Raw genomic sequence first — 15,827 nt, 5'->3', positions numbered from 1 at the left:
ACAATTAAATTTAATATACTTTTTGCTATAGTGCAATTAACTGTTTTTTCCTGAGAGTTTTGATAGGAAAACAAAAAAATAAAAATCTTGATTTTAAAGGTAGGGTATATGGAACATATAGTGACTGCAAATCCATATTTTGGAGTATTTGTACTTTTTGTTATGACATTTGGTGCATTTACTATGACAACAATAGTCGCACGCTTGGCAAGTCGTGCTCTAGCGGCGAAAGACAACGAAAAAATTAAACTTTCTGCATACGAATGTGGACCAGAAGTAACAAAACAACCAAATAGACTTTCTCCACAATTCTATTTATTTGCACTATTGTTTTTGCTATTTGATGTTGAAATAGTATTTATGTTCCCATGGGCAGTTGATTTTAAACTTCTTGGTTGGTTCGGTTTTGCTGAGATGTTAATGTTCATACTTTTATTAGCGATTGGTTTTGTATACGCATGGAAAAAAGGAGCCCTAGAATGGCACAACATAAAGTAAATTATACACAAGATGGTGGTTTACCAGTAGCACTTACAACTATAGATAAGGTAGCTAACTGGGGACGTTCAAACTCACTATGGGCAATGACTTATGGTCTTGCTTGTTGTGGTATAGAAATGATGGCTGCAGGTGCATCAAGATATGACTTTGACCGTTTTGGTACGATATTTCGTGCTTCTCCACGTCAATCTGATGTTATGATAGTTGCGGGTACTTTGACTAAAAAGCATGCTGAATTTATCAAGCGTTTATATGATCAAATGACAGAGCCTAGATGGGTTATATCTATGGGTTCATGTGCAAATACTGGTGGAATGTTTAATACATATGCAACAGTTCAAGGTGTAGATCGCGTTATACCCGTGGACTTATACCTACCAGGATGTGCTCCGCGTCCTGAGACACTTCAGTATGGTGTTATGCTTTTACAAAAGAAGATTCGTGCGAACAAAGCAAGTAATGCACAAAAACCAAAAAGGTTAATGTAATATGAGAGCCTATACTCCTAAAGACGATGTACAAGCAAAAGCTTACTATACAGATAGATATTATGTAGCGCCACAAGTGCCTAAGCAAGAAGTTGAGACTGATGAAGTTTTTACTGCAGACTTAGCAGCTATAAAAGGAAAATTCGATGTAAAAGAAGCATATATTCAAGTGAAGCAAATGGTAGTTTATATCAATGCAAATGATATATATGGTGTTTTAGAATTAATGAGAGATGAATTAGAATATACACAACTTTCTGAAATGTCTGCTATTGACTGGTTGGCAAAAGATAATACTTTTGAGATTTTTTATCAAATGCTTTCAATGAATAAACGTAAGCGTATCCGTATCAAATTCTTCATTAAAAAAGGTGAAGCTGTAGATAGTGTTGAAAAATTATTTCGTTCAGCTGACTGGAGTGAGCGTGAAATGTTTGACATGTTTGGTATAGAAGCAAACAATCATCCATTTATGAAACGTATCCTTATGCCTTATGATTGGCAAGGAAATCCACTTCTTAAGACTTACCCATTACAAGGTGATGAGTTTGCTGCTTGGTATGAAGTAGACAAGATATATGGAAAAGAAGCTCGTGATGTAATCGGTCCAGAAAATCGCGATCCTGCTAAAGTAGATAGATATGATTCTGAGCGTTTTGCACGTCTTGGTCATGAAGTTCCAAAAGGAACAAAGATTACAGGTAATGAACCTAGAGTAGAGCAAACGTACCAAGAAGAAGGTGGCGTTTTCCTTGTAAAGAAATTTGATAAAAAGTCATCAGTTATTGTTGATGATCCGCAAAGATAAGGTGGTATAAATATGGCACAGGTAAAAAATAGATTAACACCGTTTTTCGATAATATCACTTTTGATAGAGATGACAACGAACTAGTACTAAACTTTGGTCCTCAACACCCTTCTGCTCACGGGCAGTTACGTTTAATGCTTCACCTACAGCAAGAACAAATTGTAAAAGCTCATCCAGATATTGGATACCTTCACCGCGGTATGGAGAAGATGGCTGAAAACATGATTTATAACGAATTTATGCCGACAACGGACCGTATGGACTATATTGCTTCATCTTCAAATAACTATGGTTTTGCACTTGCAGTTGAAAAACTCATAGATGTAGATGTACCTCGTCGTGCAAAAGTTATTCGTATGATGCTTTTAGAGATTAACCGTTTAATGTCTCACCTTTTTTGGTTAGCAACGACAGCTCTAGACATTGGTGCCATGACAGTATTTCTTTTTGCATTCCGTGAACGTGAATATCTTATGGATATTATTGAGGGTTATTGTGGTGCTCGTCTTACTCATGCTGCTATTCGTATTGGTGGAGTGCCTCTAGATATCCAAGATACTTTTCTTTCTCAGTTAAAAACATTTTTAGATAAGTTACCAGCTAACATTAAAGATTATGAAGATTTACTTGATACTAACCGTATCTGGTTAATGAGAATGGAAGAAGTTGGAACAATTTCTAAAGAGATGGCTCTTTCATGGGGTTGTAGTGGACCAATGCTCAGAGCATCTGGTGTTGCTTGGGATATTCGTAAGGAAGAACCTTATGAGCTTTATGATGAAATAGAGTTTAATGTTCCTTACTCTGATAAAGGTGACAACTTTGCTCGTTATCGTATTTATATGGAAGAGATGAGAGAGACTGCTAAGATTCTTTATCAAACAATGGATATGTATGAGAAGTGTGTTGAGAACGGGGAAACTGCTTTAATGGCTCATTCACCTAAGTATATTTCAGCTCCAAAGATTGATATCATGACACAAAATTATTCTTTAATGCAGCACTTCGTACTTGTAACACAAGGTATGAGACCACCAGTAGGTGAAGTTTATATTCCAACAGAATCACCAAAGGGTGAATTAGGTTTTTATATAAACTCTCAGGGTGGACCATATCCATATAGACTCAAACTTCGTGCACCATCTTTTTGGCACACAGGTATTTTAACGGACCTATTACCAGGTCACTATATTCCAGATGTTGTTTCTATTATTGGTACGACAAACATTGTATTCGGTGAGGTTGACAGATGATTAGTTTAAGAAAAGTAAATGACTTTGCTTTTTTAAGCGAAGTAACTTTCGGCTTAGAATTTGGACTGCGAAACCAAGTTGATAGTAAGGATGTAAACTAATATGAAAAGATATGATTTAAGACACCTAAAAGATGGTTTTAAACCACGATTAAAAGAGCTTTTAGCTACTCATAAAGCTGGCGAAGTAGGTATTTTTCTTTTTGAAATTGGTGATTTCACATCAGTTCAAAAGTCAGCAGACATTGTAAAAGAGTCAGGTTTTGAACTTATGAACTCTTTAAAGTTTAACGAAGTCGACTGGACTATCGTAGTTAAAAAAGATTAAGAGAGAATAATATAATGAGTAAAATAATTATAAATATTGATGGTAAAGAGATTGAAACTGAAGAAGGCGAATTTGTATTAAATGCAGCCAGAGCAAATGATATCTATATACCTGCCATTTGTTACTTGACACGCTGTAGTCCTACTTTAGCTTGTCGTATTTGTTTAGTTGAGGCTGATGGTAAACAAGTGTATGCTTGTAATGCTAAGTCTAAAGACGGAATGAATATCACAACTACAACTGAAACTATCGAGGCTGAACGCCGTGCAATTATGGAAGTTTATGATGTAAATCATCCTCTTCAATGTGGTGTTTGTGATCAGTCTGGTGAATGTGAACTACAAAACTATACTTTAGAAATGGGTGTAGATTCACAAAGCTATACAGTAAAAGATGTTGATAGAAGTTCTCATGACTGGGGACACTTACATTATGATCCGGGTCTTTGTATCGTTTGTGAACGCTGTGTAACTGTATGTAAAGATATGATTGGTGATAACTCTTTAAAAACTATTGCTCGTGGTGCTGATGCACTCGATGGTGGATTTAAAGAAACAATGCCTAAAGATGCTTATGCAATGTGGAATAAACTCAATAAGTCTGTTATTGGTCTTACTAATGGAACAGATGTTCTTGATTGTACTTCTTGTGGAGAATGTGCGGCTGTTTGTCCAGTTGGAGCACTTGTAGATACTGACTTTATGTATGAGAGTAATGCTTGGGAATTAAATAAAGTTCCAGCTACATGTTCTCACTGTTCTGCGGGATGTCAAATAACTTATGATGTTAAACATACAAGTGTAGATAATTCTGAAGATAAAATTTACCGTGTAATGAATGAATGGAACTATGTTTCACTCTGTGGTGCAGGTCGTTATGGCTTTGATTATGAAAATGAAAATGTTACTAAAGATGAGACAGCATTTAATAAGGCAATTGAAGCATTTAAAAAAGCAGATACGATTAAGTTTACTTCTACAATTACAAATGAAGAAGCATTTATACTAGAAACACTTAAAGACAAACACGGATATAAGCTTGTTAATGATGAAGCAAAATCATTTCAAACTTTCTTAAATGATTACTCAGAAATCAGTGGAACAACTCTTTATGGAAGTGACTTGAAAACTGTAGCAAACACTAACTTTATAGTAAGTGTTGGTACAGCTATTAAAAGTGATAACCCAAATGCAAGATACTCGCTTAACAACTCGTTAACTGTAAACAAAGGTGCGGCACTTTATTTCCACCCAGTAGCTGACACTGTTGTTTCTGATATGAGTAAAAATATTGTAAGTATTAACCATAAGCCTTTACAAGAAGAAACGGCACTTTATTTAATCCTTGACCTTTTTGCAGACAAAGAAAAACTACCAACTGACATAGTTGAGTATCTAGCATCTTTTCATTCTGCAAAAACTATAACCGTTACTGAAACTGTTAAAGAAAAAGTAATTGAAATCGTTAAAGAAATGAAAGTAAATGAAGAAACTGGCGAAGAAGAAGAAGTTGAAGTAGAAAAATCTAAGATGGTTCCTAAGAAAGTAAGTAAAGAAGTTGAAATTGATGATAATAGACTCGTATCTATCTTAGGTATGGGTGATGATTTTGATGAAACTTTAGAAAAACTTCTTAAGAAAAAAGATTCTTTTTCTCTTATCGTTGGAGCAGATTTATATAATCATCCAAATTCTAGAAATTGTGCTCGTTTAGTTGCATTAATTGAAAAATATTCTGAATTTGAACTTGTTATGATTCCAACATTAACAAACTCTTTGGGTGTTGCACTTATTAATGAACTTTGTGATGAAGCTGGAAGCTACTCAATAGGTTATAACACACAAGCAGACTTTACTATCTCTGGACTTGGTGGGGCGAGCGCATGCGACCTAGACATGCCTGCAATTAACCAGCAAGAGGGAACTTTAACGTCTATTAATAAACGTGTGAATCCTACAAATGCTGCTTTACCTTATGGCGGATACACTTTAAGTGACATAGCAAACGCATTAGGCTTAAACGCAACAAACACTATTGACTATACAGTTCAATTACCAGTAGCAAAAGGTTTTTCAAATCTAGAGTTTGACTCTTTACCTAACTACTATACAAATGCTGGTGAAGAGATTCGTGGTTATGAACTAGTTTCAAACTCTGTTGGGGTTTCTAATGATGAAAGTGTTACGAAGATAGATGAGACACTTAACTTAGAAGAGGGTCTGGTTTATTTAGCCAACCCAGTAAGACAATTTAGTGAGTTTACAAATAAGGCAACTGGTGTAGATGAAGTTGCTGGTCTTTATATGAGTGCAGAGAGTCTTGAGGGTTCTGACTTTAATGCTGGTGATAGTGTTAAGGTTAAAACGGCTCAGGGTGAAGTGACTACTATGATTGTAAGTGATAACAAAATTGCAGGTAATATAGCATTATTACCTACTTTTGATTCTAAATTAAATTCAGAAGCTCTCTTCGGTGGTTACCGATTTAACACAGCTTCGATAGAGAAGGTGTAATCTATGGATACAGCATATTTAATAGAAACAGTTATAAAGGTAGTTATTCTTTTACTAGTGTTTTCCGCACTAGCAGGGATAGGTACATACTTTGAACGCAAGATACTTGCATTTATGCAACGTCGCCTTGGGCCAATGAATGTTGGACCGTATGGACTTCTTCAAGTAGCAGCAGATGGTATTAAACTCTTTACAAAAGAAGATATTATTCCTGCAAATGTTGTTGCACCAATCTTTAAAATTGCACCTGTTATAACAGCTGCAACTGCGTTTATGGCAGCAGCGGCTATTCCATTTTTACCACAATTTACACTTTTTGGATACACAGTGCATCCAATTATTGCAGATATTGATATTGGAATTTTATATGTTCTTGGTGTAATGGCTGTAGGTCTTTATGGTCCTTTACTTGGTGGTATGGCATCAGCAAATAAGTTTTCACTTCTTTCAGCTGCACGTGCTGGAGCTGTTTTTATCTCTTATGAGGTTGTGTCAGGTTTATCTGCACTTGCTCCTATTATGATGGTTGGTTCTCTTTCGCTCGTTGATTTTAATAATTATCAAGCTGATGGAATTGGTTCATGGATAGTATGGTCACAGCCTGTTGCGTTTATCCTATTTTGGATAGCTGCTTTTGCTGAGACCGGACGTACACCGTTTCACCTTATAGCTAATGATCATGAAATTATTGATGGTTTTGGTACTGAGTACTCTGGTATGAGATGGGGTCTTTTCTTCATTGGTGAATATGCAAACATGTTCTTTATCTCTTTTGTTATTCCTATTCTTTTCCTTGGTGGTTTTGGAGATGGTTCAGTTTTAGGTGCTTTTGCACTTCTAGGTAAAATGTCATTTTTCTTCTTCTTCTTTTTATGGACAAGAGCTGCATGGCCAGATGTTAGACCTGACCAACTTATGTGGTTGTGTTGGAAAGTACTTATGCCTATAGCTGTGATTAATGTTGTAATCACAGGTCTAGTGATGATGTTTTAAGGGATTATGAGAATGAATAATGAACAATTTAATAATAGAAATGTAAGTGAAAACGGTTATTTCCTTCTAGATATAGAGGATTATCCAACTGATGGTTGGGGTAAATTTCAACGTGTAGTTAAAAGAACATTCAGAGGCGAGCTTTTTGTTGGTCTATGGGTAGTTTTAAGAGAGATGATAAAATTTGACATTCATACAATTTCGTATCCAGCTGAAAAGATGCCAATAGGTCCTCGTTACCGTGGAGTACACGAAATGAAAAGACTATGGGAATCTGACGCTGAGAGATGTATTGGTTGTGGATTATGTGAAAAAATCTGTATTTCAGATTGTATTCGTATGGACACAAAAATAGATGAAAACTCTCGTAAAGAGGTTTCGTCTTACACTATTAATCTTGGCCGTTGTATTTTCTGTGGTTACTGTGCTGAAGTTTGTCCTGAACTTGCAATTACACACGGTGGTGAGTATGAGATAGCAGCAGATCAAAGAGCGAGTTTTATAGATTATGATCATATGTTGACTCCTATTGATACGATGAAAGCAAATGCTCAAAAAGAGTTTGAAGGTTTTGGTGCGATTACACCAAATGAAGATGCAGGTGTTAAGAAATCACCTCTATCATATTAAGGAGTTTGGATTATGTTTGAAGCGATAGCATTTTACTTATTTGCATTTTTAACAATTGCAATGTTTTATATAACTGTGACAACATCACAAGCACTATATGCACTAAGTGCATTAGCGGCAGGGATGATTTTTATCTCAGCATTTTTCTTTATATTAGGTGCTGATTTCTTAGGTGCAGCTCAGATAATAGTTTACACTGGTGCAGTAATGGCTCTTTATGCTTTTGGTATGATGTTCTTTGATACAACAAGAGATGTAAAAGAAAAACAGGGAAATGAATTTATAGTTGTTGGATTTGCTACATTTGCAGCAGTTTTAATTGTTGCTATTTTTGCAGCTCCTTTAGTATCAACAAATATGACAGCTTTTTATCCAATGGTAGAAGATGCTGGTAATACTCAACAGGTAGGTATGGTTCTTTTTACGAAGTATCTTATTCCTTTTGAAGTAGCAGCGGTTATGCTTCTAGTAGCAATGGTTGCAGGAATTGTACTTGCAGGAAAGAAAATGGATAAATCTCTTACTCTTATGAATGCAGAAGAAATTGAACTTTTAGATGCATCAGCTAACACAAAGGTACTTTCATGATGGAAATAGGTTTAAATCACTATCTTGTTCTATCGACAATACTCTTTACTATTGGTTTAGTAGGTGTAATGCGTAGGAAGAATCTTCTATTATTATTTTTCGCAACTGAAATATTACTCAATGCGGTTAATGTTGCATTTGCTGCGATTTCACACTACTATGGCGACTTAACAGGTCAGATGTTTGCATTCTTTGTAATTGCAATCGCTGCCTCTGAACTAGCTGTAGGACTTGGTCTTTTAATTTTATGGCACAAACGCCACGGTTCAATAGACTTAGATACTATGACAAGCATGAGAGGATAATTAGAAAATGGAAAAATATTTATATATAGCACTTTTTGCACCTCTGGTAAGTTCTCTTTTTGCAGCACTTTTTACAGCTACTCCAAAGAAGCAATTCGTTGGAATTGTTGCAAGTTTATTAATATTCTCAGCATTCGTTGCAAGTACTATTCTTTTAACGCATGTTTTAGGTGGCGGAGAAATTGTTCATGTTGAGTTAATGACTTGGATGGAAACTGGAAACCTTTACATTCCTTTTGGTTTTGTTGTTGATGAAATCTCTATTACTATGATGATGGTTGTTACTCTTGTTTCTACAATTGTACATATCTATTCAATAGGATATATGGATCACGACACTGGTTTTAATAGATTTTTCTCTTATCTTTCAGCTTTCGTATTTTCAATGATGATTCTTGTTATGAGTGATAACTTTGCTGGTCTTTTCATAGGTTGGGAAGGTGTTGGTCTTTGTTCTTGGCTACTAATTGGTTTTTGGTATCACAAGGAGAGCGCAACTTGGGCTGCTAACGAAGCATTTATTATGAACCGTGTTGCTGACCTTGGTATGCTTATTGGTATCTTCTTAGTATTTTGGAATACTGGAACACTTCAGTACGATGGTGCTTTTGCTGCAATGGCAAACCTAGATACTGAGACACTTACATGGATAGGAATTTTCCTTTTCATAGGTGCAATGGGTAAATCAGCTCAGTTTCCACTTCATACTTGGCTTGCAGATGCGATGGAAGGTCCTACTCCAGTTTCAGCACTTATTCATGCTGCAACGATGGTAACGGCTGGTGTTTATTTAGTTGTTCGTTCAAATGAGTTATATGCACTGATTCCAAATGTTGGACTGTTTATCGCAAGTCTTGGTGCTTTTGTAGCAATATTTGCGGCAACTATGGCACTTGTAAACCGTGATATTAAAAGAGTTATCGCTTACTCTACACTTTCACAGCTTGGTTATATGTTTGCTGCTGCTGGTCTTGGAGCATATTGGGTTGCACTATTTCACCTAATGGCTCACGCATTTTTTAAAGCACTACTTTTCCTTGGTGGTGGTAATGTTATGCATGCTTTGAGTAATGAATTGGATCCATTTAAAATGGGTGGTTTAGGAAAGACTATGAAGGGAACGATGATAATGATGACATTAGCTTCAGTTGCACTTGCTGGTATATTCCCACTTGCTGGTTTCTTCTCAAAAGATTTAATTTTAGAAGTTGCATTTGTTGATCATCATTTTATTATCTATACAGTACTTCTTTTAACTGCCGGTTTAACTGCATTTTATTCATTTAGAATCATTGCACTTATTTTCCATGGTGAAGATAGACATACTGCATTAGGTTTTCATCCTCATGAAGCATATAAGTTTATGCTTGTTGCTATGAGTCCTCTTTTAATCTTAGCAATCATTGCAGGATTTACATTTAAAATGCCATACTTTGAAATGGTTACTCAGCTTTTACCAGCTACAGAGTACCATGTACATTCACAAGTTGCTTACTGGATTATGACTATTGGAACTCAACTTTTTGTTATTGCTTCTATTTTCTTTGCTTACAAAAAGTACATGAGTCCAAGTATTAAAGTTCCAGATGGAACTAGTAAAATGGAAAATAGTTTTGCATATAAATTATTAATTAACCAATACTACATTCCTTACTTTTACGAAGAGTATTTAGTTAAACCTTATAGAGAACTTTCAACTATTCTTTGGGAAAAAGTTGATCAAAAAATTGTTGATGCTACAGTTGATGGAATAGCTGGTCTAATTCATGCAACGGGTGAAAATACAAGAGATATGCAGAGTGGAAACTTATCTACAATGTTAAAATGGATGGTAGCAGGTACAATCGTACTTCTGTCATTAGCTGTAGTTTTTGGACTATCAGTTAGATATTCTGGTGAGATTACTACAATCTTATCAGGTTTAGGAGTTTAGTATATGTTAGATCATATTTTAAGTATTTTAATTTTCTTCCCAATGGTTGCGGGTATCTTTGGATTTATGGTTCATAAAGATAGTATGCGAGCATATGGTGTAGCTGTAGGTGTTATAGAATTTTCATTATCACTATGGTTATGGTTCGCGTTTGATAACAATGTATCTGGTATGCAGTTTATGGAACACCTTCCTTTAGTTCCTGCTTTTGGAATTAATTATATCTTAGGTGTTGATGGAATTTCTCTTTTCATTATAATCTTAGCAGCATTTTTTACAATGATTGGTATCGCTTCATTACCTGATACTAAAGATGTAAAGAACATGATAATTACACTTCTATTTTTACAAATGACTATGATAGGTGTATTTGCAGCATTAGATGCGATTGTATTTTATGTATTTTGGGAGTTATCACTTGTACCGATGTTATATATAATTGGTGCTTGGGGTGGACCAAGAAGAATCTATGCTTCTATTAAATTCTTTTTGTACACTTTTACAGGTTCTCTTGTTATGCTTGTTGGTATGCTTTTTATGGCTTACTTCTTTTATCAAGCAACAGGTACTTGGAGTTTTGCGATTCTTGATTGGTATAGACTTATACTTCCTGAGAGTTTTCAACTTTGGTTATTTGCAGCTTTCTTTGTTGGTTTTGCCATCAAAGTTCCTATGTTTCCATTTCATACATGGTTACCATATGCTCACGGTCAAGCGCCAACTATTGGTTCGGTAATACTAGCGGCCATCTTACTTAAGATGGGAACATATGCGTTTATCCGTTTTTCTTTACCACTGTTTCCTGATGCTTCTGTTTATTTTATGTATCCAATAGCAATAATAGCTATTATCATGATTATTTACACTGCGATGGTTGCATATGCACAAAAAGACGTTAAACAAGTTGTTGCTTACTCATCAGTTTCACATATGGGTGTTATCGTTCTTGGAACTTTCGCTTTAAACGTTGAGGGTATCTCTGGTTCAGTATTTTTAATGCTGGCTCACGGTGTTGTTTCAGGTGCTCTATTCTTACTTGTTGGTGTTATCTATGAAAGACGTCATACTAAGATGATGGATCAGTTTGGTGGTTTAGCCAAGGTTATGCCTAGATACGCAACTATTTTTGGTCTTATGATGATGGCTTCTGTTGGTATGCCTCTTACAATTAACTTTGTTGGGGAATTTTTAAGCCTTCTTGGTTTTTATCAGCAATCTCATATATTAACTCTACTTGCAGGTATTGCAATTATTGTTGGTGCTATTTATATGCTAGCCGCATATAAAAAGATGTTTTTTGGTGAAGTTACAATAGAAGAAAATAGAAATCTTCCAGATGTAAATAAACGTGAGCTTTTAGCTCTTATCCCATTAGCCATGATTACTATATGGTTAGGTATTTATCCTAAGCCTGTTTTAGGACCTATTAATAACTCAGCTGAAGCAGTTGTACAACTTATGCACAACAAAGCTACAAGTGAAGAGGCAAAACTAAGAATACCTAATGTATCTGGTGTTGTTATTAGTAAAACTTCAATGAAGGAGGGGCACTAATGTTAAGTCCTGTAAATGTTTCTCTAGAGTCTTTGAACTTAATGACTCTAGCACCAATGATTATTCCAATAGTAGGTGCACTTTTAATTTTAATTATAGACATCTTCAAAGGTGGTCTGGATAAGACTCTTTATGTAATGATAAGTATACTTTTCTTACTTTTAGATTTTATTGCTTTGTTAAACGCAGGTGGTGTTTTCGCTAAAGACGGTATTATGCTTGGTGTATTTGATGTCATGCTTATTGATGGTCTTGCTATACTTTCTCAGTATATTATTGTTGGTGCTTCTATTTTCTTCATTGCACTTGCTCTTAGTAAGAAGATATTTCATGAATATTCATATCCTGAATTCTTTGCACTTTTCTTATTTATGATTAGTGGCTTTCAGTTTATGGTTGCTAGTGATAATCTAATTCTTATCTTTGTTGGATTAGAAACAGCATCTTTAGCTCTTTATACACTTATAGCACTTCATAACCGTGATAAATCATTTGAAGCAGCTGTCAAGTACTTTACAATGGGTGCATTAGCTGCTGGTCTCTATAGTTTTGGTTCAATGGTATTTTATGCACTTACTGGTTCCATAGAGATTAATCAAATAGCAACAGTGCTAGCAGCAAACGAATATGCAGATATAGGCTATGTTTTAGTAGCTGTAGTTTTCATGCTTGCTTCATTTGGATTTAAACTCTCTTTAGTACCATTTCATACTTGGACTCCTGACGTTTACGAGGGCTCTTCAGCTGCAATGGCTGGTTACATGTCAATCGTTCCTAAAATCGCTGCATTTGTAGTGGCAATGAGACTTTTTGAGTTCTTGATTCATAGTAATGTTGTTTGGCTAGAAGTTGTTCTTTATGCGATGGTTGTGATTACTATGACAGCTGCAAATATTTGGGCTTTAGTTCAATCAGATGTAAAGCGTATGCTTGCATATAGTTCAATATCTCATGCTGGTTTTGTAATGGCTGCTATCCTAATAGGAACTACACAATCAAACTCAGCACTTTTCCTTTACTGGATTCTTTTTAGTTTCACTAACTTAGGTTCATTTACAATGTTATGGATGTCTCGTCAAAAAGAGTTACCAGGGTATCAAAAAAGTGACCATAGTTTTGAGAAGTTCTCAGGCATGATAAAAACATCTCCAATTGCAGCAGTTGTGATGGCTATTTTTATGTTAAGTCTCGCTGGTTTACCACCATTTGCACTTTTTTGGGGTAAGATTTATATGATTAGTTCTGCTGTTACTGGAGGATACACTGTGCTTGCTCTTATAATGGCATTAAACTCTGCAATCGCTGGATATTACTATATTAAACTAATAGTATTTATGTTTATGAAAGAACCAGTTGTTGATAGCAATGGTGAAGTATATGTTGGGAATGCAACAACTGCTACTAAAGCTATTGTTGGTTTTTCTCTTATAGGAACTATATTTGCTTTTGTAGCACTAAACCCTATACTAGAGTTTGTTACAACATATGTTTATAACAGCGGATACTAGTAATATATAAAAAGGAGAAGAGAATTTGTTCAAACTAATACTCTTCTTTTTACTCTGCTTCGAAGCTTTAGCACTTGAAATTTCTATGGATAGTGCAAAAGACAATTATTCAAAATACTCCACACTCCACATATCCGATAAAACAGATTTTTTATGTCAAGAAATGAAAGATGACTTTCGTGTAACTACTGAAATAATATGTGCATTTTCAAAAAAGCCTTTACGATCTGTTCAAATACTACAAAATAATTTTTTTAGAATCGATACATTTATAGAAAAAGATACATTCTTTATAAGTATTAAACCATACCAAAAGATTACAATAATTCCAGAGATTTTTACACTGCATGAAGAAAATAGTATATATAGTGTTCCTGTGAGTTTAGCAAAAAGTTGGTTGATAATTGGCTTTAAAGATAAGCTTCCTCTGATTAATAATAGAGAAAGAAATGATAAGAGTATAAACTTTCCATTTTTTATGTCAAAGGATAAATTTCCATATGTTGGTAGTTTAGATCTTAAAGGCAATGTGGTACATATAGAAAAAGTAGAAGATGTTACAGACTATTTAAAAGTAAAAAAGCTTTATAAAAAAAGATATTATCAGAGATGTAAGGAACTTGTGGATGAAATTCTTATTGATTACCCCAATACACTGTTCAAAGCTGAACTCCTATACTATCGTATAAAGGCTAATTCAAAGCTTTTAGATAATGATGCAGTAATTAAAGACTCGAAACATTTTTTTAAAGATTACTCTAGTGATGAGAATATACCAGAAATTATCACTTATACAGCAAAGGCATATTCAGAAACAGGACTAAAAACTGATGCTGATTATTTTTTTGATAGACTTTTTAGGGAAAACCAAGATAGTAAATTTCTAAAGTTGGGATATATATATAAAGGTCAGATGCTAGAAGAAGAAGGCGGGAGTAAGGGAGCGATAAGGTTTTATAAAAAAGCTCTTTACTCAACTACTAATATTGATATTGCAGCCAAGGCAGCATTTAACTTAGCATATATAAAACTAGGTTTAGGTCAAAAAGACTCTGCAGAGTTTATAGATAAAATTGTAAATGCTAAACCTAGTTATTTTAAAGAAGAATACGAAAAATCTAAGATGATGGTGCTAACGTATGAAGCAAGGGAGAATTATCTTGTAGCAGCTAAGATAGCAACAGCCTTATTAGATACCATGAATGCAACAAATGACGACTATGAGATACTTCTAAAAGATAATGCTCTTTGGCTTACTAAAACGAAGGAAGAAGAAAAAGCACTCCTAGCACTTAACAAATATATAAAGCAGTTTCCTGATGGTGATTATATACGTGAAGTAGAAATGAGTAAGGATGCGATATTTTTTGAAACTAATGAAGATAATGCAACTGTAAAACTTCTTGAATATGATAAATTGATTAAAGAATATGAAGAGGATTCTATTGGAAATAAGGCTACTTATAAAAAAGCAAAACTTTTATTAAAAGAACAACTATTTACTAGTGCTTTATCTATGGAAGAAAGTTTAAAAGATTTAGATAGTACACTCTACGAAGATGTGGATAAAATTATCACAAGTGCAGCAGTAGGTGTTATGAAAGAGTCTCTTACATCTAAAGAGTGTAAGGATGCACTTGTTATCGCAAATGAGTATAATATTACTATTTCAAACGAATGGGATGATGCTATATACGAATGTGCCATGAAGGGTGGTGACTATCAACTTTCAAAAGCAATGGCTTTGAAAAATATCACTTCTAGTGATTTAGAATTAAGAAAAAAATGGCTTTATAGATATGTGAAAATTGATTTTTCTATAGGTAACTATAGCGATGTGTTAGAAGCATCACAAGATTTAATTGCATTAATAGAAGATGATATTAAGTCTCCATATCGTGATGTATATAGATACATGTTTGATACATATGAGAGATTAGAAAAAAATGAAAGTATGATTAAGGCTATAGCCAAGATAGAGACTTTTTATGGACTTGATTATCTTGATATTGAGAGGTATGTTTCTGTAATGTCAATAGGAAGTAAAAGAAAAGATAACAATATAATAATAAACTATGCTACAAAAGTAATGGATATACAAAAATCATCAAACTCAAGTGCACAGAGTCCTTATGTTGAGTTTACACTTTACCAGGCATATATAGATATAAAAGACTACTTAAAAGCTTTAGATGTAATCCAATCTTTAGACTCTGTAGTTCTTACTAAAACAGCTCGTGCTAGACAGAAGTATCTTTTAGGAAACATATACACAAAAATGTGGCGAGATGATGAGGCTAAACTTGCATATGAAGAATCAATACAAGCTGATAGCAGTTCTGCTTGGGCAGAGTTAGCACAAAGTGCAATGGGAATCTAAAAAAGTAATTTATTAGAAAGTATTATGAACAATAATAGATAGTAA

At 34.5% G+C, this 15,827-nt stretch carries 14 protein-coding genes; all 14 read left to right on the top strand.

The annotated features are described in order from the left end of the window. Positions 1 to 108 precede the first annotated feature (108 nt). The 14 genes from HOG88_RS05255 (at position 109) to HOG88_RS05190 (ending at position 15,782) form a co-directional block, all read left to right on the top strand. Positions 109 to 498 carry an NAD(P)H-quinone oxidoreductase subunit 3 gene (locus tag HOG88_RS05255; RefSeq protein WP_295003942.1) on the top strand — a complete coding sequence of 130 codons (390 nt, stop codon included), beginning with the start codon at positions 109 to 111 and terminating at the stop codon, positions 496 to 498. Further along, the gene (locus HOG88_RS05250; protein ID WP_295003940.1) at positions 480 to 989 is read left to right on the top strand and encodes an NADH-quinone oxidoreductase subunit B family protein; all 510 of its coding nucleotides are present in this window, start codon (positions 480 to 482) and stop codon (positions 987 to 989) included. The genes HOG88_RS05255 and HOG88_RS05250 overlap by 19 nt, the downstream gene beginning before the upstream one ends. A 1-nt stretch (position 990) precedes the next feature. Next, entirely contained in the window at positions 991 to 1,797 is an 807-nt protein-coding gene (locus HOG88_RS05245; RefSeq protein WP_295003938.1) for an NADH-quinone oxidoreductase subunit C, read from the top strand. Positions 1,798 to 1,809: 12 nt separating this feature from the next. Beyond that, positions 1,810 to 3,051, top strand: a complete 1,242-nt coding sequence (nuoD, locus tag HOG88_RS05240; protein WP_295003936.1) for an NADH dehydrogenase (quinone) subunit D — start codon at positions 1,810 to 1,812, stop codon at positions 3,049 to 3,051. Positions 3,052 to 3,153: 102 nt separating this feature from the next. Then, positions 3,154 to 3,378 carry an NADH-ubiquinone oxidoreductase subunit E family protein gene (locus HOG88_RS05235; RefSeq protein WP_295003934.1) on the top strand — a complete coding sequence of 75 codons (225 nt, stop codon included), beginning with the start codon at positions 3,154 to 3,156 and terminating at the stop codon, positions 3,376 to 3,378. A 14-nt stretch (positions 3,379 to 3,392) separates the two neighbouring features. Next, positions 3,393 to 5,891, top strand: coding sequence for an NADH-quinone oxidoreductase subunit G (locus HOG88_RS05230; RefSeq protein WP_295003932.1), 2,499 nt, complete (start codon positions 3,393 to 3,395; stop codon positions 5,889 to 5,891). Positions 5,892 to 5,894: 3 nt separating this feature from the next. Then, complete coding sequence (gene nuoH, locus HOG88_RS05225; protein WP_295003930.1) at positions 5,895 to 6,884, top strand: NADH-quinone oxidoreductase subunit NuoH; 990 nt, start codon at positions 5,895 to 5,897, stop codon at positions 6,882 to 6,884. Between the two features lie 12 nt (positions 6,885 to 6,896). Beyond that, on the top strand, positions 6,897 to 7,514 hold the full coding sequence (nuoI, locus tag HOG88_RS05220; RefSeq protein ID WP_295003928.1) for an NADH-quinone oxidoreductase subunit NuoI: 618 nt from the start codon (positions 6,897 to 6,899) through the stop codon (positions 7,512 to 7,514). A 12-nt stretch (positions 7,515 to 7,526) separates the two neighbouring features. Further along, the gene (locus tag HOG88_RS05215) at positions 7,527 to 8,102 is read left to right on the top strand and encodes an NADH-quinone oxidoreductase subunit J (RefSeq protein ID WP_295003926.1); all 576 of its coding nucleotides are present in this window, start codon (positions 7,527 to 7,529) and stop codon (positions 8,100 to 8,102) included. Beyond that, entirely contained in the window at positions 8,099 to 8,407 is a 309-nt protein-coding gene (nuoK, locus tag HOG88_RS05210) for an NADH-quinone oxidoreductase subunit NuoK (RefSeq protein WP_295003924.1), read from the top strand. Before HOG88_RS05215 ends, nuoK begins: the two co-directional genes overlap by 4 nt. Positions 8,408 to 8,414: 7 nt before the next feature. Further along, the gene (nuoL, locus tag HOG88_RS05205) at positions 8,415 to 10,340 is read left to right on the top strand and encodes an NADH-quinone oxidoreductase subunit L (protein ID WP_295003922.1); all 1,926 of its coding nucleotides are present in this window, start codon (positions 8,415 to 8,417) and stop codon (positions 10,338 to 10,340) included. A gap of 3 nt (positions 10,341 to 10,343) precedes the next feature. After that, complete coding sequence (locus tag HOG88_RS05200) at positions 10,344 to 11,894, top strand: NADH-quinone oxidoreductase subunit M (protein ID WP_295003920.1); 1,551 nt, start codon at positions 10,344 to 10,346, stop codon at positions 11,892 to 11,894. Next, the gene (nuoN, locus tag HOG88_RS05195; protein ID WP_295003918.1) at positions 11,894 to 13,402 is read left to right on the top strand and encodes an NADH-quinone oxidoreductase subunit NuoN; all 1,509 of its coding nucleotides are present in this window, start codon (positions 11,894 to 11,896) and stop codon (positions 13,400 to 13,402) included. The genes HOG88_RS05200 and nuoN overlap by 1 nt, the downstream gene beginning before the upstream one ends. 25 nt (positions 13,403 to 13,427) lie before the next feature. Further along, on the top strand, positions 13,428 to 15,782 hold the full coding sequence (locus tag HOG88_RS05190) for a flagellar protein (protein ID WP_295003916.1): 2,355 nt from the start codon (positions 13,428 to 13,430) through the stop codon (positions 15,780 to 15,782). Positions 15,783 to 15,827: the final 45 nt, after the last annotated feature.

The sequence above is a fragment of the Sulfurimonas sp. genome, from assembly GCF_018698455.1.
Taxonomy (GTDB): Bacteria; Campylobacterota; Campylobacteria; order Campylobacterales; family Sulfurimonadaceae; genus Sulfurimonas.
The sequence above is the reverse complement of the archived record's forward strand: the minus strand, read 5'-3'. Positions and strand labels throughout refer to the sequence as shown.

Coding starts and splice junctions, on each gene's coding strand:
- HOG88_RS05255 (WP_295003942.1), top strand. CDS start 109: ATGGAACATATAGTGACTGCAAATCCATATTTTGGAGTATTTGTACTT.
- HOG88_RS05250 (WP_295003940.1), top strand. CDS start 480: ATGGCACAACATAAAGTAAATTATACACAAGATGGTGGTTTACCAGTA.
- HOG88_RS05245 (WP_295003938.1), top strand. CDS start 991: ATGAGAGCCTATACTCCTAAAGACGATGTACAAGCAAAAGCTTACTAT.
- nuoD (WP_295003936.1), top strand. CDS start 1,810: ATGGCACAGGTAAAAAATAGATTAACACCGTTTTTCGATAATATCACT.
- HOG88_RS05235 (WP_295003934.1), top strand. CDS start 3,154: ATGAAAAGATATGATTTAAGACACCTAAAAGATGGTTTTAAACCACGA.
- HOG88_RS05230 (WP_295003932.1), top strand. CDS start 3,393: ATGAGTAAAATAATTATAAATATTGATGGTAAAGAGATTGAAACTGAA.
- nuoH (WP_295003930.1), top strand. CDS start 5,895: ATGGATACAGCATATTTAATAGAAACAGTTATAAAGGTAGTTATTCTT.
- nuoI (WP_295003928.1), top strand. CDS start 6,897: ATGAATAATGAACAATTTAATAATAGAAATGTAAGTGAAAACGGTTAT.
- HOG88_RS05215 (WP_295003926.1), top strand. CDS start 7,527: ATGTTTGAAGCGATAGCATTTTACTTATTTGCATTTTTAACAATTGCA.
- nuoK (WP_295003924.1), top strand. CDS start 8,099: ATGATGGAAATAGGTTTAAATCACTATCTTGTTCTATCGACAATACTC.
- nuoL (WP_295003922.1), top strand. CDS start 8,415: ATGGAAAAATATTTATATATAGCACTTTTTGCACCTCTGGTAAGTTCT.
- HOG88_RS05200 (WP_295003920.1), top strand. CDS start 10,344: ATGTTAGATCATATTTTAAGTATTTTAATTTTCTTCCCAATGGTTGCG.
- nuoN (WP_295003918.1), top strand. CDS start 11,894: ATGTTAAGTCCTGTAAATGTTTCTCTAGAGTCTTTGAACTTAATGACT.